This window comes from Chryseobacterium sp. HNCC26DJ239 (assembly GCF_057180445.1).
Window position 1 is genome coordinate 116,263 of record NZ_JBXUGJ010000004.1, and the last position, 19,106, is coordinate 135,368.

General features: G+C 34.6%; 18 protein-coding genes. 7 read left to right on the forward strand and 11 right to left on the reverse strand.

Annotated elements, in window-relative coordinates; genetic code table 11:
• Positions 1-8: 8 nt before the first annotated feature.
• The 8 genes from AC2A1D_RS09660 to AC2A1D_RS09695 all read right to left on the reverse strand — a co-directional run bounded on the left by AC2A1D_RS09660 (position 9) and on the right by AC2A1D_RS09695 (position 7,733).
• Positions 9-377, reverse strand: a complete 369-nt coding sequence (locus tag AC2A1D_RS09660) for a hypothetical protein (protein WP_484043436.1) — start codon at positions 375-377, stop codon at positions 9-11.
• A 93-nt stretch (positions 378-470) separates the two neighbouring features.
• Entirely contained in the window at positions 471-1,133 is a 663-nt protein-coding gene (locus AC2A1D_RS09665; protein WP_484043437.1) for a hypothetical protein, read from the reverse strand.
• Positions 1,134-1,302: 169 nt separating this feature from the next.
• Positions 1,303-1,989 carry a response regulator transcription factor gene (locus AC2A1D_RS09670; protein ID WP_039363658.1) on the reverse strand — a complete coding sequence of 229 codons (687 nt, stop codon included), beginning with the start codon at positions 1,987-1,989 and terminating at the stop codon, positions 1,303-1,305.
• Between the two features lie 37 nt (positions 1,990-2,026).
• Positions 2,027-3,574, reverse strand: coding sequence for a sensor histidine kinase (locus tag AC2A1D_RS09675; RefSeq protein WP_484043438.1), 1,548 nt, complete (start codon positions 3,572-3,574; stop codon positions 2,027-2,029).
• A gap of 225 nt (positions 3,575-3,799) precedes the next feature.
• The gene (locus AC2A1D_RS09680) at positions 3,800-4,144 is read right to left on the reverse strand and encodes a hypothetical protein (RefSeq protein WP_484043439.1); all 345 of its coding nucleotides are present in this window, start codon (positions 4,142-4,144) and stop codon (positions 3,800-3,802) included.
• Positions 4,137-6,188: a S9 family peptidase gene (locus tag AC2A1D_RS09685; protein ID WP_484043440.1), complete on the reverse strand. Its 2,052-nt coding sequence runs from the start codon at positions 6,186-6,188 to the stop codon at positions 4,137-4,139. The genes AC2A1D_RS09680 and AC2A1D_RS09685 overlap by 8 nt, the downstream gene beginning before the upstream one ends.
• 126 nt (positions 6,189-6,314) lie before the next feature.
• Positions 6,315-7,055, reverse strand: coding sequence for a uroporphyrinogen-III synthase (locus AC2A1D_RS09690; protein ID WP_484043441.1), 741 nt, complete (start codon positions 7,053-7,055; stop codon positions 6,315-6,317).
• Positions 7,056-7,067: 12 nt separating this feature from the next.
• A complete protein-coding gene (locus tag AC2A1D_RS09695; protein ID WP_484043442.1) occupies positions 7,068-7,733 on the reverse strand; it encodes a DUF4271 domain-containing protein in 666 nt (221 codons plus the stop codon).
• A 78-nt stretch (positions 7,734-7,811) separates the two neighbouring features.
• Between AC2A1D_RS09695 and AC2A1D_RS09700 the strand changes: the two genes are divergently transcribed.
• Genes AC2A1D_RS09700 through AC2A1D_RS09715 form a run of 4 tightly spaced genes read left to right on the forward strand, consistent with a single transcriptional unit; the run spans position 7,812 to position 11,188 of the window.
• Positions 7,812-8,528 carry a polyprenol monophosphomannose synthase gene (locus AC2A1D_RS09700; RefSeq protein ID WP_484043809.1) on the forward strand — a complete coding sequence of 239 codons (717 nt, stop codon included), beginning with the start codon at positions 7,812-7,814 and terminating at the stop codon, positions 8,526-8,528.
• Positions 8,525-8,893, forward strand: coding sequence for a DUF4296 domain-containing protein (locus AC2A1D_RS09705; RefSeq protein WP_484043443.1), 369 nt, complete (start codon positions 8,525-8,527; stop codon positions 8,891-8,893). The genes AC2A1D_RS09700 and AC2A1D_RS09705 overlap by 4 nt, the downstream gene beginning before the upstream one ends.
• Before the next feature lie 32 nt (positions 8,894-8,925).
• Positions 8,926-10,056: a tRNA guanosine(34) transglycosylase Tgt gene (tgt, locus tag AC2A1D_RS09710; protein WP_484043444.1), complete on the forward strand. Its 1,131-nt coding sequence runs from the start codon at positions 8,926-8,928 to the stop codon at positions 10,054-10,056.
• 22 nt (positions 10,057-10,078) lie between these two features.
• Entirely contained in the window at positions 10,079-11,188 is a 1,110-nt protein-coding gene (locus AC2A1D_RS09715; RefSeq protein ID WP_484043810.1) for an LptF/LptG family permease, read from the forward strand.
• Here AC2A1D_RS09715 and AC2A1D_RS09720 read toward each other — a convergent pair.
• Positions 11,182-11,895, reverse strand: a complete 714-nt coding sequence (locus AC2A1D_RS09720) for a biotin--[acetyl-CoA-carboxylase] ligase (RefSeq protein WP_484043445.1) — start codon at positions 11,893-11,895, stop codon at positions 11,182-11,184. The two genes, AC2A1D_RS09715 and AC2A1D_RS09720, sit on opposite strands and share 7 nt — an antisense overlap.
• A gap of 87 nt (positions 11,896-11,982) precedes the next feature.
• On the opposite strand from AC2A1D_RS09720, the gene rsfS reads away from it, so the two are divergent.
• A complete protein-coding gene (rsfS, locus tag AC2A1D_RS09725) occupies positions 11,983-12,345 on the forward strand; it encodes a ribosome silencing factor (RefSeq protein WP_484043446.1) in 363 nt (120 codons plus the stop codon).
• Between the two features lie 23 nt (positions 12,346-12,368).
• Positions 12,369-14,381 (forward strand): ATP-dependent zinc metalloprotease FtsH, encoded by a 2,013-nt coding sequence (ftsH, locus tag AC2A1D_RS09730; protein WP_484043447.1) that lies wholly within the window; start codon positions 12,369-12,371, stop codon positions 14,379-14,381.
• 74 nt (positions 14,382-14,455) lie between these two features.
• Here the strand turns inward: ftsH and AC2A1D_RS09735 are convergent, their stop codons facing one another.
• Both AC2A1D_RS09735 and AC2A1D_RS09740 read right to left on the reverse strand, forming a co-directional pair.
• Positions 14,456-16,207: a peptidase associated/transthyretin-like domain-containing protein gene (locus AC2A1D_RS09735; protein ID WP_484043448.1), complete on the reverse strand. Its 1,752-nt coding sequence runs from the start codon at positions 16,205-16,207 to the stop codon at positions 14,456-14,458.
• 72 nt (positions 16,208-16,279) lie between these two features.
• Positions 16,280-17,884 carry a hypothetical protein gene (locus tag AC2A1D_RS09740; protein ID WP_484043449.1) on the reverse strand — a complete coding sequence of 535 codons (1,605 nt, stop codon included), beginning with the start codon at positions 17,882-17,884 and terminating at the stop codon, positions 16,280-16,282.
• A 642-nt stretch (positions 17,885-18,526) separates the two neighbouring features.
• Between AC2A1D_RS09740 and AC2A1D_RS09745 the strand changes: the two genes are divergently transcribed.
• A complete protein-coding gene (locus tag AC2A1D_RS09745) occupies positions 18,527-19,105 on the forward strand; it encodes an LUD domain-containing protein (RefSeq protein WP_484043450.1) in 579 nt (192 codons plus the stop codon).
• Position 19,106: the final 1 nt, after the last annotated feature.

Consider the following 19,106-nt stretch of genomic DNA (forward strand, 5'->3'; position numbering starts at 1 on the left):
TTTAAAAATTATCCAAGCTTTGGCGGTTGCCAAATTTCTTGTAAACTGTTTGGAATAAAAGGATCAGCATATTCAAATTGGAATTTTGAAATGCTTTCAAAAGTTGGGATTTCCCAGAAGTTGTTTTTTGCGAAAGAATTTTCTACAAAAGTATGACAAACACTGCATGTGGAGCAGCAATTGTCGTTGCAAGATTTGTGGTCTTTTTTGCTGTCTTTAGAATCGTGATTCTCATTTTGCTTTTTATCACAACATGATTTCATTTTTGATTCTGTTTGACAACAGTTGCTTTCAGAAACCTGAGCATAAAAATTATCTTTAGGAATCAAGAAAATTCCTAAACAAAAGATAATTAATAGAATCTGAATGGGTTTCACGGTGCAAAGTTAATAAAATTACTGCTAAAACATAGCCTAAAAGAATATAAACTATATTTTAGCCGTAAAATACATATTAACTTAAAAAAAAATCTACAACGGCGCTCCCACTGCTTTACCGCAATCATGCCAAGGTTCTCCGTGAGCTGGGTTTGTGGCAGGTTTTGGTCCGGTTGGAGCGGGTTGTGGCGCTTGCACCGGTTGAACATTCTGTACAGGTGGAGTATTTTGAGCCACAGCTTGAGGAGCTGCAGCAGGTTTACTATTTAAAGGCTGACCAACAGGAATATCGCATCGGTGACCAGGTTGCCCGTGTGGAGGATTCATTCCGGGAGCGGTTTTTACTTGCTTTCCGTTTTGGTCTACAACAATTTTACCGGGACTCACTGAATTTGGGTCTATCGTAACGGTTTGACCAGAATTAACATTGATATTTTGTGCACTTGCTTGTTGTGTTTGCGCAGGTTGCCCATTTAGCGGCTGTCCTACCGGAATATCACATCTGTGACCAGGTTGCCCGTGTGCAGGATTCATCATTCCTGGAGGAGCAGAAATTTGCTGCATTCCCGCCGGAACATTATTCGCTGTATTTGTAGAAACTCCAGCTTGATTCATCAAAGATGCTTTGGGAGCGTTATTGAACTGTGTAGTTTGTTGAACACCGTTTTCGTCGGTAATATACGTTGGTTTTTCGTCTTTTTTACAAGAAACAGCGATTAAGGATGCTGCAACAAATCCTAAAAATATATTTTTCATAGGTAGTATCTACTTTTTTATCTTGTATAATCGCTACAAATTGGGAGAAATTTGTGTTCCAAAGTAATTAATAGCAATTTCACATTAAAAACTTATTGTAAAAAACAAAATTAGCAAAACATTTTGAAATGTTTTGCCAATTTTAAACTAAAGTTCCATATTAGTTTTGTTAGTTTTTCACTAGAAGCCTGAAACCTTCACCGTGTACATTGATGATTTCCAAACCTTCATCATCCTTCAAAAGCTTACGAAGTTTTGCGATGTAAACATCCATACTTCTTGCTGTAAAGTAGTTTTCTTTTTTCCAGATTTTTCTAAGCGCCAAATCTCTCGGCATGAAATCGTTTCTGTGAAGGCAAAGCAACTTCAACAATTCATTTTCTTTTGGTGAAAGTTTGTATTCGTTATCTCCTACTCTAAGCTGTCTAAGCATAGAATCGAAGAAGATATTACTGATTTTGAACTGTTCCTGCTCTTCGTTTTCCAATGTAGAACTTCTCTGAAGAATAGCTTTAATTTTATACAAAAGCAATTCTGTATCGAAAGGTTTTGTAATATAATCGTCTGCTCCCAATTGGTATCCTTTCAAGATATCTTCACGCATGTTTCTTGCGGTAAGGAAAATAATTGGCGTGTTTTTATCAATCTTTTTTACGTCTTCTGCTAAAGAGAAACCATCTTTTTTAGGCATCATGACATCGAAAATACAAATATCGAATTCGTTTTCTGTAAATTCTTTCAAACCTTGCTCTCCGTCTGTAGCCAAAGTGACCTCAAAGTTATTGATGGTAAGGTAATCTTTTAGTACTGCGCCAAAACTTTGGTCGTCTTCTACTAATAATATTCTGTTGCTCATATCGTTCTTTTGTTTTTTTTATGTAATAATTATTTGTCTAAACCATTGGAAGTTTAATGATAAAGGTACTTCCGTTTCCTTTGTGCGAGTCTACAATAATTTGTCCTTTGTGCAGCTCTACGATTTTCTTCACGTAAGATAAACCAAGACCTTGTCCTTTTACATTGTGGATATTTCCTGTTTCTTCTCTAAAGAACTTTTCAAAAATCTTTGTTTTATTTTGGGTTTCCATTCCCATTCCTTTGTCTGCAACTTCAATCACATACCAATTGCCTTCGTTTCTTGTTTTTACTGAAATTTCTGGTGATTCCGGAGAGTATTTATTGGCATTATCTAAAAGGTTTACAAGCATATTAGAAATGTGGAATTCATCTATTTTAAAAATATATTTTGTAGCGTTAAATTCTTCAGTAATTACTCCATTTCTTTGGGCTACAATTAAGTTAAATGATTCTGTTGTAGCCTGAATAAGCTCTCGAACATTGGTTTCTTTAAGGAAAAGTTTCACTTCGTTTCGTTCCAGTTTCGACATATTAAGAACGTTTTCCACCTGTTTTTTCATCCTTAAATTCTCCTGTTTAATCAACGAAGAGTAATATCTTACTTTCTCTGGGTTTGTCGCAATTTTATCATTCGCCAAAGAATCTGTAGCCACAGAAATGGTTGCTAAAGGCGTTTTAAACTCATGCGACATGTTGTTAATAAAGTCAGTTTTTACCTCTGCTAATTTTTTCTGTCTCATCATATAGTTGATGGAGATTATATAAATTCCCAAAATGGTAAGCAAAGAAAGAAATGTTCCCAAAAGCATTGGCCAATTGTTCATTGCTAAAGAAACTTCCTTTTTCGGAAAAACAACGGCAAGAGTAAACAATGTACGATCGTCATTATCGGTAAACAAAGGATAGGTATAGGTATTATTGTCCTTTTTCTCTTTGTATTCTTTGGTTTCCAGCTTGGTTAGCTTTCCGTTTTTATCCATTACCGCAAAACCATATTCAGCGGTAACTCCTTTCATTTTAAGCTCTTTAGATATTACAGAATCTAAGGTTTTTTGCTCTACCCTTTTATTAATCGGAAGATTGTTTCCATTTACCTTCACAAATTCCTTCATGGTAAAATCTCCATTCTCAATATCTTGGTTCAGCTCCGTCGTTAAAATTTCTCGCTGAGTAGTATCTTTCTTTATTTTGTAAGACGCATCATCGCTATAAAGCTTGGTTAAGTTGAGCGTATCACCACTTTTTGATAATGGAAACTGAACTTTTTCTACTAAATTTTTTGAATAGGTAATCTGCCTTTGCGTTCCAGAATCTTCAACTTGCTGAATGGTCGTTAAAGTAGGTTGGTCTTTATTGGCTAAAATATTACTTCGGAAATTTTTATAATCTTGATCTAAATATTTTTTCACCTCCAAATCTGAAACCGTTTTTGCAGAACTCTCCATAGCGGAATACACTTTATTCGAAAAGTCTTGCTCCAAAGCTGTATAATAACGCTTCAGCCAATAAAACTGAAGGGTTACAAACACGATAAGTGAGATGGTCATAAAGACCGAAATTATTGGAATAAACTTATTATTCATCACATAACACCATTAAGAATGTTAAAAGTACACATTTTAAGACTTTATAAACAAAATAAAAAGAGATATATTATACATTTTATCTTAAAATTATGGATTTTAACATTTATTTATAAATTTTAGATTAAAATTAGATTAAAAACTGATAAGAAACAAAAAAAAATGGAAAGCAATCTGCTCTCCATTTTAATATTTTTTACTTTAGCCCGTATTTAAAACTTTTTTTTACAAAAGCTCTTCATCCTGAAAGTACTGAATTATTGCCTTTTTCATTAAAATTTGCTGTTCATTGGGCTTTAGTTCAGGAAGCTCTTCCAGTTGTGTAAAATGCGGATAGCCATCGTCGTCGTAATGCGAAAATTTATAATATCCGAATGGTTCCAAAAGCCTACAAACTGCAATATGAATAAGGTTTACTTTATCATCTTTTGTATATTTTTGTTGCCCACTTCCGAGCTCTTGAAGACCAATTAGAAATAAATACGTTTCTATTGGTGCATCTTTTTCAGTATCGAAATTTTCAGTAAAAAATTGCTGTATTTTTTGCCAGTATTCTGCTTCGTTAATCATTTTTTTTCTTTTCTAATTTCAAAAGAAACGCATACTCCAAAGCGTCTTCTTTTAAAGATTCAAATCTTCCGCTTGCGCCACCGTGACCGGCACTCATATCGGTTTTAAAAATCAAAATATTATCATCTGTTTTTACTTCCCTCAATTTTGCTGTCCATTTTGCAGGTTCCCAATATTGAACTTGCGAATCATGAAACCCTGTTGTAATCAACAAATTAGGATAGTTTTTAGCTTCAACATTATCGTACGGAGAATAGTCTTTCATGTAATGATAATATTCTTCGTCATTAGGATTTCCCCATTCGTCGTATTCCCCCGTTGTTAAAGGAATTGTTTCGTCTAACATCGTTGTAACCACATCCACAAAAGGAACTTGTGCCACAATCCCGTTGAACAAGGCTGGTTCATAATTCATCACTGCACCTACAAGCAAACCTCCTGCGCTTCCGCCCATTGCATACAAATGTTTTGGTGATGTATAATTTTGTTCAACTAAATATTTTCCGGCATCAATAAAATCGAAGAAAGTATTTTTCTTTTCAAGCATTTTCCCGTCTTCATACCATTCTCTTCCCAAGTATTCACCTCCACGAATATGAGCAATTGCATAAATGAAACCTCGATCTAAAATCGATAATCGCACATTTGAAAAGCTCGCATCTACGGTATGACCATAACTTCCGTATCCGTACAACAGCAAAGGCGTATCTGCAGATTTCGGAGTGTCTTTATGATAAACCAAAGAAATCGGAATTCTCTCTTCTCCATCTCTAGAATCTGCCCAAATTCTTTCAGAAATATAATTTTCCGGGAAAAACTTACCACCCAAAACTTCCTGTTGCTTAAGAAGCTTGGTCGTTTTTTCTTTCATATTATATCCGTAGGTAGAACTTGGCTGCGTAAGCGAAGTGTAGCCATAACGCAAAACATCGGTATCAAACTCAAGGTTTACGCCAATATAAGTAGTATAAGTTGGGTCTGAAAACGGCAAATAATAACTTTCGCCCGTTTTTTCGTCGATAATTTTTATCTGAAGCAAGCCTTCTTCTCTTTCTTCAAGAACGAGATAGTTTTTGAAAATCTCAAAACCTTCCAACAAAACTTCAGGACGATGAGGGATTACATCTACCCAATTTTCCATTGAGCAGTTATCGATTTTTGTTTTTACAATTTTAAAATTAAAAGCATCATCTGCGTTGGTAATGATGTAAAACTCGTCTTCGTAATGCTCAACAGAATATTCTAAATCATCAATTCTTGGCTGAATAATCTTCCAATCTGCAAAAACATTGTCTGAAGGAATAAATCGGTGCTCGTCTGAAATGGTGCTCGAACTTGCAATAAAAATATATTCTAAAGATTTTGTTTTAAACACATTTACATCAAAAGTTTCGTCTTCTTCATGAAAAATCAAAACATCTTCTGATGCATCTGTTCCCAATTTATGTCTGAAAACTTTAAACGCTCTTAAGCTATCGTCTTTTCTGATGTAAAAAACATGTTCGTTATCATTTGCCCAAACTGCTTTTCCTGTTGTGTTTTCAATAACATCAGGAAGAATTTCTCCCGTTAGAAGATTTTTAAAATTGATACTGTAAATTCTTCTGCTTACATTGTCTACAGAAAACGATACTAATTGATTGTTAGGAGAAACAGCTACATTTCCAACATCAAAATAATCAAAACCTACTGCTAAAATATTTACATCAAGTACTATTTCTTCGGGATTATCCAAACTGGTTTGTTTTCTGCAAAAAATAGGATACTCTTTTCCGTCTTCATAGCGCACGTAATACCAATATTGATTAAAGAAATAGGGCAAAGACTCATCATCTTTCTTGTAACGTGCTTTCATTTCTTCGAAAAGTTCTTCCTGCAAAGACTCAGTATCTTTCATCATAAAATCTGCGTACGCATTTTCTTCTTCAAGATACTGCAGCACTTCAGGATTTTCTCTTTCGTTCATCCAGAAATAATTATCGGTTCTTTTATCCCCGTGTATTTCTAGTATTTTTTCTATTTTTTTTGCCTGTGGAGCTTTCATTCTGTTGTTTTAAAAATCATTTAATTTGAAAAAAATTTCAATATTAAATTTCGTTCAAATGTAATTAAAAAAAAGCCATCTTTCTTCGTATGAAAGACGGCCAATTTATCTCTAAGACTTCGTTTTTTATTTATGAAGTGCTTTAATGTACTTTTCCAAAGCCATCGTCATTGATGGAGTTTCTTTTGTAGGCGCCATAAGATCGACCTTTAAGCCAGCTTCTTCTGCAGCAGCCGAAGTGGTGGGTCCAAAAACACCAATCTTTGTTTCTCCTTGCTGAAAGTCTGGGAAGTTTTGCTGAAGAGATTTAATTCCTTGCGGGCTAAAGAAGATTAACATATCATATTCTTTAATTGCAATATCTGTAAGATCGCTACATACTGTACGATACATAATCGCTCTAGTCCAATCAACATTTGCCGCATCTAAAGTTCTAGGAATATCCGGACTTAAAACATCTGAAGATGGCAGTAAATACTTTTCTGAAGGAAATTTCTTGAAAAGTGGCGCAAGATCTGCAAAGTTTTTTTCGCCGAAGCTAATTTTTCTTTTTCTGTACACAATATGCTTCTGAAGATAGTTGGCTATCGCTTCAGACTGACAAATATAACGCATCGTATCGGGTACATTAAATCTTAGCTCTTCTGCTAATCTAAAATAATGATCTATAGCATTTTTACTGGTAAAAATAATCCCCGTATATTGCGTAAGATCGATTTTTTGCGTACGCAATTCCTTATTATCAACACCAGCCACATGTATAAAAGGTCTAAAATCTATTTTAATTTTTTCCTTTTTAGCTATTTCCAAATATGGCGAAGACTCGCTAGGCGCGGGTTGAGAAACCAATATAGACTTTATTCTCATCTTGTAGTTTTATTAGAAAAATAAAAGTTTCCAAAGCATCAAAAGAGGTGCTATTTGGAGGGTGCAAATATACAAAAATTTATAATACCATTTTTGAGGCAGTATGTTATTTTTATGAAACATATAAAACAACACCTTGAAAATGAACACAAAACAGAAAAAAGCAATGTAATAATTAAAAGCCTTATTCTTATCTATGGGATAATAGTAATGTACAATACACAAAACCATCATCAATATACTTATCAAAAATTGCATCTTGGTAGATGTAAAGTAAAAAACGTTCCATTTTTTACCATCGCCGATACTTTGATAAAATAAAAAGCTTAAACTGGTTCTTAGAAAGTAAAAACAGGTAATCACAGCCAAAGTATATCCCAATTTATTAAAGTGATATCCAAACAATTGGTTTTCTACAATAAACTTAGGTACAAAAGGGATGTACTGCGACACCAAAACAGCCATAGAAAGCACAAAAACCACCGATGTAATAATCCAGTTCGGAAGATTGTTACTAGAGTCGAAGTACTTTTGCAGCAGGAAATCTTTTAGATTTGCCTCTCTCTCGATAACATTCATCATAAATATATAAAGAAAGATGCAGCCTATTAATATGAAAACCACCCAGTCGTTATTCTCTGGGATTCTTACAGGATCGATAAATGTCTTTGATAGCAACAAAAGAAATTTTTCGCAAAATTATAGATTATTTTGTATAAAATGGAAAATCTAAAAAAACTATCTTTGCAAACTGAAATGAAAAAACTCGTTATCATCCCAACCTACAACGAAAAGGAAAATATTGAAAAAATAATTTCCGCAGTTTTTGCATTGGAAGAAGAGTTTCATATCCTTGTAGTAGACGATTCTTCACCAGACGGAACTGCAGACATCGTGAAAGAACTACAGAAAACCTACAGCCACAACCTTCATATTTCGATAAGGAAAGTGAAAGACGGTTTGGGAAAAGCATACATTCACGGTTTTAAATGGGCACTTCAAAATCAATATGATTATATTTTTGAGATGGATGCCGATTTCTCTCACAACCCAGAAGATTTACCCAAACTTTTTGAAGCCTGTAAAAATGCAGACATGGCAATTGGATCTCGTTATTCTAAAGGAGTAAACGTTGTAAACTGGCCAATGGGAAGAGTACTGCTCTCCTATTTTGCTTCAAAATATGTGAGATTTGTACTTGGTTTGCCAATTCACGACACAACAGCTGGTTTTGTTTGCTTCTCAAGAAAAACTTTAGAGCAGATAGGATTAGACAATGTAAAATTAAAGGGATACGGTTTTCAAATTGAAATGAAATTCAGAACTTTTAAAAAAGGTTTTAAAATCGTAGAAGTTCCTATTATCTTCACCAACAGAATTTTAGGTGAAAGTAAAATGAATGGCGGCATCATACACGAAGCTGTTTTTGGAGTTTTAAATTTGAAATGGAAATCTATAATCGGCAGATTATGAAAAAAATAGCAGTTTTTTTTATTTTTCTAATGCTTTTTTCCTGCAAGGAATATATCGATAAGCCTAAAAATCTTATCGATAAAGACGTCATGGCAGAGCTCATGGCAGAACTCGCCATTAACGACCAAGTTTCGTTTATGTATCAAGGTAAAAATCTTGAAAGCGGAACCCGATTTATTCTAAAAAATTACAACATAAAACCCGATGATTTTGTTGAAAGCTACAAATATTACGTAGTAAACCAAAAAATGAAAGGCATTGTGGAAGAGGCTCAGAAAATCCTTCTGGAAAAAGATCCAAAAGCCGATAAATACGTAAAAGACAAGCTTAAATCTAATTTAGACGTACCTTCTTTCGCAAGATAATTGTCGTAAATCATCAATTTTAAAAAAGATCCATGAATTTTTTTACTATAGAAAAAACCACTCAAGGGAAAGCAAGAGCGGGAGAACTAAACACCGCACATGGAAAAATCCAAACCCCTATTTTTATGCCGGTAGGAACTGTTGCCAGTGTAAAAACGGTGCATCAGAGAGAAATTAAAGACGATATTAAAGCTCAAATTATTTTGGGAAACACGTATCACCTTTACCTTCGTCCAGGAATGGACGTGATGCAAGCTGCAGGTGGTTTACATAAATTCATGAACTGGGATTTGCCAATTCTTACGGATTCTGGAGGTTTTCAGGTATTTTCTCTTTCAGACAGCAGAAAAATGTCTGAAGAAGGAGCAAGATTCAAATCACACATCGATGGAAGTTACCACATGTTTTCGCCAGAAAAATCTATGGAAATCCAAAGACAAATTGGTGCAGATATCTTTATGGCTTTTGACGAATGTGTTGCCTATCCTTGCGAATACAACCAAGCGAAGCTTTCCATGGAACTTACACACAGATGGTTGAAAAGATGTATCGACTGGACAGAGCAAAACCCTGAACTTTACGGTTACAAACAAAGACTTTTCCCAATTGTACAAGGTTCTACATTTTCAGATTTAAGAAAAATTTCCGCAGAGGTAATTGCTGAAGCAGGAGCCGAAGGAAACGCAATCGGAGGTTTATCTGTAGGCGAACCCGAAGAAGAAATGTACAGAATTACAGATGAAGTTACAGACATTCTTCCAAAAGAAAAACCTAGATATTTGATGGGAGTAGGAACGCCTTGGAATATTTTGGAATCTATTGGGCTTGGAATCGACATGATGGATTGTGTGATGCCTACAAGAAACGCCAGAAATGCCATGATTTTCACTTGGAACGGCGTGATGAATCTTAAAAACGAAAAGTGGAAGAAAGATTTTTCTCCGCTAGACGAATTTGGGACAAGCTTTGTTGATCGAGAATACTCTAAAGCTTATGTAAGACATTTGTTTGTGTCTAAAGAATATTTAGGTAAGCAAATTGCTTCCATTCACAACCTTGCTTTTTACTTAGATTTGGTAAAAGTTGCGAGAGAACATATCTTAGCCGGAGATTTCTACGAATGGAAGAACTCTATTGTTCCCGTTTTGAGACAAAGACTGTAAAAAAATTTCATGTAAGAATATGCTGAAAATTATAGACAAATACATCGTAAAAAAGTATCTTGGAACCTTTAGTTTCATGCTTATTTTGCTGTCTATTGTCGTATTGGTAATCGATGTTCAGCAGAAAATCCCCAGAATTGAAAACGCAACCGCCTTAGATCCAAAACTGAATCTCACTTATTTTTTGATTCATTTTTATCCATTCTGGATCATCAATTTGGTGGTTACTTTCCTTTCTATTTTGGTTTTCATTTCGGTAATTTATTTCACTTCCAGAATGGCAAACAATACAGAAATTGTAGCCATCATCAGTAGTGGTGCAAGTTTTCACAGGTTTGCAAAACCTTATCTTTTAACTTCGTTATTCATTGCGCTTATTTCTCTTACGGTAAATCATTTGGTCTTACCTTGGGCAAACATGAAGAAAAATGAGTTGGAAGCATACACTTATAACGCGGCAAAAAAAGAAAAAATCCTCGGAACAGCACCTGTTTCTGCCCAACTTAGCAAAACAGAATACATTTTCGTAAATTCTTGGAACAAAAGAGACAACAGAGGTTATGGTTTCGTCTATCAAAATTTTGATAAAAACAGAAAACTGATTTACGAATTGAAAGCCAACGATGTAATGTGGGACGCCAAGAAAAAGCAATTTATTCTAAACACCTACATGGAAAAAACGGTGAATAAAAACAACACCGAAAAGCTAGGTCACGGTTCCGAAATTACCAAAAACTACGGGCAAGCTCCTGAAGAACTTTTCCCTAACGAACTTTTAGGACAAAATAAACCAACACCTGAGCTTATAAAATTCATCAACAGAGAAAGACAAAAAGGCAACAGCAACTTGAACTCTCACCTCAACGAACTTCATCAAAGAACTTCAATGCCGGTTGCGATTGTGTTACTTACATTTTTAGCACTATCATTGGCTTCACAGAAAAAAAGGGGTGGTTTGGGAATCAATTTAGCAATAGGAATTTCCTTAGCTTTCGTCTTTGTATTTTCTTTTGAAGCTTTAAAAGTAGTGTCAGAAAACAAAGCAATTTCCCCCGCTTTAGCAATGTGGTTGCCTAATATTACGTTTTTCCCACTTACTTTGTATCTTTATTTGAAAAGAGCGAATCAGTAAAGAAGTTTTATTTCTTTATGATAAAAAACCTCGTAACCTTCTTCAAACTCAATATGAATTTTGCCATTTTCGTCTGCAAAACGAATGATGCCATTTTGTCGTATGCCATCTTTTTCAAAAACTGAAATCACATCTTTACGGAAAAGATTTTCATTAAACTTTTGTAAAATAACATCATGAGAAGGTATTTCCTTCAGATTTGATACCATAAATTCATGATACTTTTGAGCAAAAATTTTTAAATCGAAAACAATAGAAGTCTGCGTTAAAATAGACCCTGCATTAGATATACCTTCAAAATTCTCTTGCAGAATATTAATCCCAGTTCCTATCACAAAATAAGATTGATTATTGTACTTCCTCTTCTCCAAAAGGATTCCGCAAACTTTTTTATTTTGAATGATGATATCATTTGGCCACTTAATCTTTACATTTTTATCAGTCAGATTGGCAAGAAAATCTCTTACACAAGCTGCGGTATAATAATTGAATAAAAAATCAGAGACTTTAACAGCCGCGCAATTTACAGCAAGACTGTATGCTAAATTTTTACCTGCATCAGAATCCCACGAATTACCGTATTGGCCACGACCTTTTGTTTGATTAAACGTGTAAGCCGAAATATAATTAGATTCCGGATAAAGTAAAAGTGAAGCGAGTTCGTCATTAGTAGAAGAGCAGTGCTCCAAATAAAAAAGGTCTTCCATTTAAGAAAAATTTATGACTAATTGGTTGGCTAAAGTAAGTCTAAAGTAAAAGAAAAACAATAAATTTGCAGATTATAGTATTTTTTAATGAGCAACACAACAGAAAAACAACAATTAATAGATAAAATCGTAGAAGCTATTCAGGACGTGAAAGGAGAAGATGTAATGATTTTCGACCTTTCTAAAATCGAAAACTCTGTAGCAGAAACTTTTATTATATGCAGCGGAAATTCCAACACTCAGGTTTCAGCACTTGCCGGAGCTATCGAGAAGAAAGTACGTAACGACCTTAAGGATAGACCTTGGCACGTAGAAGGTACAGAAAACGCCATGTGGGTTTTGGTAGACTACGTAACTGTGGTAGTACACATTTTCCAAAAGCAGGTTCGTGAATATTACGATATCGAAGAGCTTTGGGGCGACGCTGTGATCACCAAGATCGAAGATTAATTCTAAATTTTTAAAAGCAATAAATGAACAATAAAGGATTTAACTGGTTTTTTCCTATTGCCATTATCGCACTTTTACTGTTCTTTGCCTCCAATTTTTTCTCGGAAGGCGGCAGTAAAACAATCACTGAAGATGCTTTCTTCAGAGAAATGCAGGCAGGAAAAATTCAGAAAGTGTTAATTGACAAACAGACTGAAAAAGCTGATGTCTTTTTAACCAAAGAAGCAAAAACACAGACTGTACAAAAAAAAGACAACAACCCATTTGCTGGCTCGTTGGGAATGACTGTACAGCCAGACTATGTTCTCAAATATGGAGATCTTCAGATTTTTCTTGAAAAATTTGATGCAATAAAAAAACAGAATGTAGCAATTACAACCACTAAAGATTACGCAGAAGGCGAAAGCCCTTTAACTGGCATTCTAATTAATGTACTTATTTGGGTAGCTGTTTTAGGAGTATTCTACTTCATTCTTTTCAGAAAAATGGGAAGCGGCGGCGGTCCTGGTGGACAAATTTTCTCTATCGGAAAATCTAGAGCAAAACTTTTCGACGAAAAAGAGAGAATCCAGGTAACATTTAAAGATGTTGCAGGTCTTGAAGGTGCAAAAGAAGAAGTGCAGGAAGTGGTAGACTTCCTTAAAAACTCTGAAAAATATACAAAATTGGGAGGTAAAATCCCTAAAGGTGTTCTTTTAGTAGGACCTCCAGGAACAGGTAAAACCTTATTGGCAAAAGCTGTTGCCGGTGAAGCAAAAGTACCTTTCTTCTCGCTTTCTGGTTCAGATTTCGTAGAAATGTTTGTAGGAGTTGGAGCATCGAGAGTAAGAGATCTGTTTGCACAGGCTAAAGCAAAATCTCCAGCAATTATTTTCATTGATGAAATTGATGCAATTGGACGTGCAAGAGGAAAAAATAACTTCTCTGGTGGAAACGACGAAAGAGAAAATACACTAAACCAACTTCTTACAGAAATGGATGGTTTCGGTACAGACACTAATGTTATCGTAATGGCTGCAACCAATAGAGCAGACATTTTAGATAAAGCTTTAATGAGAGCCGGACGTTTCGACAGATCGATTTTTGTAGATCTTCCAGAATTACATGAAAGAAGACAAATCTTTGAAGTACATTTAAAGAAAATAAAACTAGACGATACGGTAGACCGAGAGTTTTTAGCAAAGCAAACTCCAGGTTTCAGTGGTGCAGATATTGCAAATGTTTGTAACGAAGCCGCACTAATTGCTGCAAGAAACAACCATGAAGCAGTTACAAAACAAGATTTCCTGGATGCTGTAGACCGTATCATTGGAGGTCTTGAGAAGAAAAACAAAGCAATTAAACCTTCAGAAAAAAGAAGAGTTGCTTATCATGAAGCAGGTCACGCTACAATTTCTTGGTTAGTAGAACACGCTTCACCGCTTTTAAAAGTAACGATTGTACCGAGAGGAAGATCTTTAGGAGCAGCATGGTATTTACCTGAAGAAAGACAATTGACAACTACGGAACAAATGCTAGACGAAATGTGTGCAACTTTGGGAGGTAGAGCTGCAGAACAAGTAATTTTCAATAACATTTCTACAGGTGCTTTATCTGACCTTGAAACGGTTACAAAAAGAGCGCAAGCAATGGTTACGATTTACGGACTAAGCCCAAACATCGGAAACATCTCTTATTACGACAGTTCTGGCCAGTCTGAATACAACTTTGGAAAGCCTTATTCTGAGGAAACAGCTACCAAAATTGATGCAGAAATAAAATCTATTATCGAAAATCAATACGAAAGAGCGATTCAGATTTTAACAGATAATAAAGATAAATTGGATGCTTTAGCCAATAAACTTCTCGAAAAAGAAGTAATCTTCAGAGAAGATCTTGAAGAAGTATTCGGAAAAAGAGCTTGGGACCCTGAATTAACAGAAAAACCTGTTACCAACACAATCCCTGAAGTAAAAGAGCCTTCAACTGAAATTATCATCGAAGAAAAAAAACAAGATGGTGAAATTCAAGCTCCAGAAAGCCCGACACAATTATAAAATCTCTTATATACAAAAAACGGAACCCTACTTACAAGGTTCCGTTTTTTATTATAGTAATGTTTAAAACCCACTTAAAACGGCGTTTTAGGAATTCTTTCACAAACCATTCCAATTAAAAAATAAGAGGTAAATTTCACCTGTTCTCGTTCCAAATTATAACTTACAGTGACCGGATTGGTATTGGGAATATTAACTTCTTTATGAATTCTTTCATAGCCATCGATAGTCGTTTCTAAAGTATAATTTCCCTGAGGAATATCTACAGTTGCCAAACCATTTTCGTTGGTTTCCACTTCTATCACCCAGTTTTTATCAATTCCTTTCAAAGAAATAGAACATTTGTAAATTGGTGTTTTAGAAATAGAATCCATTAGATTTATATAAATTTTTGCCAATTGAGGTTTGGGAACATCGATTGGTTTTATTAATCCTGGATTAACAAGAATAGCTCTGTTAAAGCTCGTCATTATTTGAGGCTTCACCGTCGTAGCTACAGGCGTTGCAACAGCAACAGCAGCGGGTTTAGGCGCCATCATGACGACTGGTTTTACAGTTGCGGCAACAATTTTCGGCTGAACAACTTCTGGCGCAGATTTTTTAATCATAAAATTCATTTGATCGCTTCGTAACGTTTCTTTATTGGTTACCGCTTTCAAAAATTTTTGATTGCTCGTTTTATTTACAAAAAGCTGTTGTTTTAAAATTAAAGGACCAAAATTAATTACTTGTGTCGGATTTGAAATTTGCCCATCAGAAATGGAAGCATCAAGATTGATTTTCAAGTTTTTAATCAGCATCATTGTTTTTGGATATGCAGGTAATTTAAAACTACTGCTAATAGTTTGCCCATCAGAAATTGGTTTTTGACCTTTGTTTACAAAATATTCAGAATTAAAAATACTTTTATTGAACCAGTTTCTTTTCAAGGTCACAAATTGATAATCAAGCTCAACTCCTGTAATATATTTTTCGTCATAATCTAAGGAAAGAATTTCTGAAGGAATATCGCTTGCAGATTTATCTATTTTGCCAAAAATATCGTCTAATTCTGCTTTAGAGAGCTTCATCCCTGTCCAACCATTTTCATTATCCATAAAATCATACGGAATAAAATTGATGTTGTGCAAAGAGTTTTCAGAAATCACATCGGTTTTTTCTGATGCTAAAAATTCTGCGCGAGCTTCTCTTATAAGGTTTAAATAATCTTCCGTCGCACTTTGTTTATTTACAGTTCTTTGTGCATCTTCAATTATTTTTCTTGAACCTTTTACTTCTAATTCTAAGTAAGCCAAATCTCTTTGTTTCTCTAAAAAACTGAGTTGATCGTTCCAGTTTTGTTTTTCAGGTTCGGTATCCAAATCATCAAAAAGTTGCAAATGAGTGCTTATTGCCTCAAGTTTTGCATTGTACAGAGCTAAATATTTCTGATAATCTTTTAATTGTTTGGTTTCTTTTCCTTTGTCGTCGTACAATTTCGAGAGATCAATTTTAACAGCGTTATTTAAACTTTCTTCAATTCCTTTTATTTCAGTAGTATCTAAAATTTCCCGATACACCGAAAAAAGAGAGTTATTAGGGTTAATATCCCACATATTTGGAGAAGTCGGAACCGTATTGAGTTGATAAGAGGCATCTTGTTTTTTAAGAAAAGAAGTTGCGATTTTACTTTGATCTTCAATCTCACTCGTTGGTTTTAGCAATTCTAAATCTTCTCTTTCGTAAACCCGCAGAGAAGGGCAAATTAAAGGAACCTCATTTTCTAAAGCGCATTGCGCCATGTAGGTTTGCTTCAATTTTTCGTAGAGTGCAATATAATATTTCATGACAGTTTGTTTTTATAAAGTAAAAAAATAGCAGGAAATCTTAGATTCCCTGCTTATGAGTGATTGAGATAACTATACAGATTTTCCGTCAGTCCATTTCGTAATATCAGGGTTTGGATTTGGAGATTTCGGAATAATATGACATTTATAGCCGATAATGTAAATTCCGTCTGATTTCAGTTTTTTACCGCTCCACGTCGCTTTACTTTGCGAGTTTTGGTTGTTGTAGCTATGACTTCCGCCAAAAACGAAGGGTCCAATTCCTACAGCTGCTCCAGTATTAACCGTTGTAGAAGCGGCTTTATACGCTGTTGCATTTTCGCTAAAATCAAGCATTACATCTTTACAAATAATCAATTCGGTAACGATGGAAGGCATTAAACCTTTACCTAAACCGTCACTTATGACATCTTTGTTTAAACTTTGCGGAGAGCTTTCATGCAGTTTCCAATACTTGGATTCTACAAATTCTTCACTGAACCAACCTCTTTCAACACGTACTTTTCCTACTTTAAAAGAAATTCTAAGGTTAGAAAAATCGGTGTTCATTTGAGTTCTCTCTGTTTTCCCAGAGTTTTTCGCTCCAATGCTGAAAAGTCCCATACTGAAACCTGCTCCTGCACTCCAATTATTAATTGTTTTTGAGTAATCTGAGTGAGATTCTCCTTCATAAACTGTAATAGTTGGCCAATTTTTAGACTCCTGAAGCGCGTTTGCAGCAATTGGAATAGATGGAGAATAGTTCGTATAATCTAAAATTCTCGTTCTCTGGCTGTTTCTAAACTCAGATTGAAGACGTTTTTTAATTACCAACATGTGTTTTTCTTCAATTTCACTTAGATAATTTTGAATTCTCTCTACGATTTCTTTATATCCTAAAGATTGCCACGCTTTCAGGGCTGCATCTTCTCTTTTCTTCATGTTTTTACCATCAATAGAAAGCTTTGCCATTGCATCCGGATCGCCGTTATCAGAATCTATCCTTACCTGGTTATTTTCTTCCACCACCGCATAATATTTCATCTGATATTCTAAATATTTCGCATAAGTTGGCGAAACAAAAGTGTGGAAAATCTCTGGTTTATTGCTGTCATCAACAGGTTGAGTATTATCGAAATCAGGATTTTTTACTTTTTTAATGGTAAAAAGTTTATCTCTTAATTTCCCAAGATTTTCTTCAACCTTTTTGTCTATCTGCGTATCTACCACAACAGACCATTGCATTAAATCTTCGTATACCTTAGAAACTCTTTTAGAAGAATCATTAAAAATAGTGATTTGTCTTCCGTTGGTTCCTGGCTGCATTGGCGGAATTCCAGAGTTTACGGCATCTACCATCGCTGCAAACTGCTCCATTTGAAGGTATTTTTTAAACTTACTGTCTTTCATCAAATTGGCGTATCCTTCCATATCAATTTTAGGATTTCCGTTGGCATCCAAAATAGGTTTTCCAGTAGCATCAAGCATCGGTTTAGGAGAAGGAGCAGATCCAAACAATCCTTTTAAGGCAAAATCGAAAGTATCTTCTGTAAGTGTAAGACCCACCGGATCGAAGGCAATAAAATCATTTGGACCGATAGAATCGGGATCTCCACCGTTTGTTACAGTGTCATAAACTTGTTTTAGCAGCATGCTCATCAAAGAGCTAGATCTTGCTTCTTGTGTTAAAGTTGGCATAATTAAAGTTTTTTAGTTTTTATAGCTTACTCTAATCGGTTTTCAGCTTCCCCGTTTTCATATTGAATATTTATTAATGAATGTTTTAAGTAAAAAAATCCCCAAAAATTTAAGGCAACAAGGGTTTTACCTGCATAGAGATATAAAGCAAAGCATGAAAAATGAATTGAGTAGAATAAGAGAAAGAGTAAAGAAAACTCCGCAAAGCTTATGATAAAAGGATTTACGTATCATCATTATTATTGGCATTTTCAATTAAACAAAAACTTTAATAATAATAAACTTCCTTCTCAAATTTACTAAAAAATTAATACTCAAATTCCATTTTTCATACAAGATTCATAAAACCACCGGTTAAAAACCAATACTTAAATCTTATAGTTCAAAGGTAGAGGCTCTGAAAAAGAAAAATCCTAGTAAAATCACGGAAAATACATCGGTATTTTTACCTAATAGATTGATATAAAAACAATTGCAAAAACATTAGAAAACCAACTCCTACAAGGGAAAGCAAAAGAAATGGGTAAAATTATTTTACGATTTGCGCAACATTTTTCTTTTTTAACATTTATCGGCACAATTCTTAATAAGTTTTATATTAATTTTTTACTTTTGTATAAAGTTGACTAAAAATAAATTACATTGAATTTATTCAAGAAAATTGTAAGCAAACTTACCAATCAGCCTGAAAATGAGGAAAAACAGAGCCTAGAGAAGCTTGGAGATTCGCTGAAAAATGCAGATCTCGATTACAAGTTTGCACAGCTCTTCACGCACTCTGGTGGTTTTTTTAATTATTGCGCAGACGAAGCTGAAGCTTTACAAACCCTTCATCAAATCTTAAAGATTGAGGGTGTCAACAATGTTTTCTGTTGGGACAAAGAACTACACAACTTTTTGAACGTTCTAAGAACCACTTACACTACAGAATTGCACCACAGTAATGATGCCGCATTTATTACCTGTGAATATCTGATTGCTTTCGATGGTAGAATAATGCTTTCTGCCAATAATATTCTTCATTATCATTCTTCAAAACTTCCGGAGAAAATTATTATTATCGCCAACGTTTCTCAGATTGTAAACAACTTGAACGATGCCATGAGCAAGATTAAACGAAATGGAAATATTAAAAATCTTACCTCCATAAGCGGCGGACAAAATAAATTAGACGCAACTGCGCCCAACAATAAACTTTTCTTGCTTCTGCTTGAAGATTAAG

Excerpts from the sequence above, each read along its gene's own strand:
- AC2A1D_RS09705 (WP_484043443.1), top strand. The coding sequence starts at position 8,525 with ATGAAAAAAATAGCAGTTTTTTTTATTTTTCTAATGCTTTTTTCCTGC.
- AC2A1D_RS09685 (WP_484043440.1), bottom strand. The coding sequence starts at position 6,188 with ATGAAAGCTCCACAGGCAAAAAAAATAGAAAAAATACTAGAAATACAC.
- AC2A1D_RS09680 (WP_484043439.1), bottom strand. The coding sequence starts at position 4,144 with ATGATTAACGAAGCAGAATACTGGCAAAAAATACAGCAATTTTTTACT.
- AC2A1D_RS09700 (WP_484043809.1), top strand. The coding sequence starts at position 7,812 with ATGAAAAAACTCGTTATCATCCCAACCTACAACGAAAAGGAAAATATT.
- AC2A1D_RS09665 (WP_484043437.1), bottom strand. The coding sequence starts at position 1,133 with ATGAAAAATATATTTTTAGGATTTGTTGCAGCATCCTTAATCGCTGTT.
- ftsH (WP_484043447.1), top strand. The coding sequence starts at position 12,369 with ATGAACAATAAAGGATTTAACTGGTTTTTTCCTATTGCCATTATCGCA.
- tgt (WP_484043444.1), top strand. The coding sequence starts at position 8,926 with ATGAATTTTTTTACTATAGAAAAAACCACTCAAGGGAAAGCAAGAGCG.
- AC2A1D_RS09690 (WP_484043441.1), bottom strand. The coding sequence starts at position 7,055 with ATGAGAATAAAGTCTATATTGGTTTCTCAACCCGCGCCTAGCGAGTCT.
- rsfS (WP_484043446.1), top strand. The coding sequence starts at position 11,983 with ATGAGCAACACAACAGAAAAACAACAATTAATAGATAAAATCGTAGAA.
- AC2A1D_RS09720 (WP_484043445.1), bottom strand. The coding sequence starts at position 11,895 with ATGGAAGACCTTTTTTATTTGGAGCACTGCTCTTCTACTAATGACGAA.
- AC2A1D_RS09670 (WP_039363658.1), bottom strand. The coding sequence starts at position 1,989 with ATGAGCAACAGAATATTATTAGTAGAAGACGACCAAAGTTTTGGCGCA.
- AC2A1D_RS09675 (WP_484043438.1), bottom strand. The coding sequence starts at position 3,574 with ATGAATAATAAGTTTATTCCAATAATTTCGGTCTTTATGACCATCTCA.
- AC2A1D_RS09740 (WP_484043449.1), bottom strand. The coding sequence starts at position 17,884 with ATGCCAACTTTAACACAAGAAGCAAGATCTAGCTCTTTGATGAGCATG.
- AC2A1D_RS09735 (WP_484043448.1), bottom strand. The coding sequence starts at position 16,207 with ATGAAATATTATATTGCACTCTACGAAAAATTGAAGCAAACCTACATG.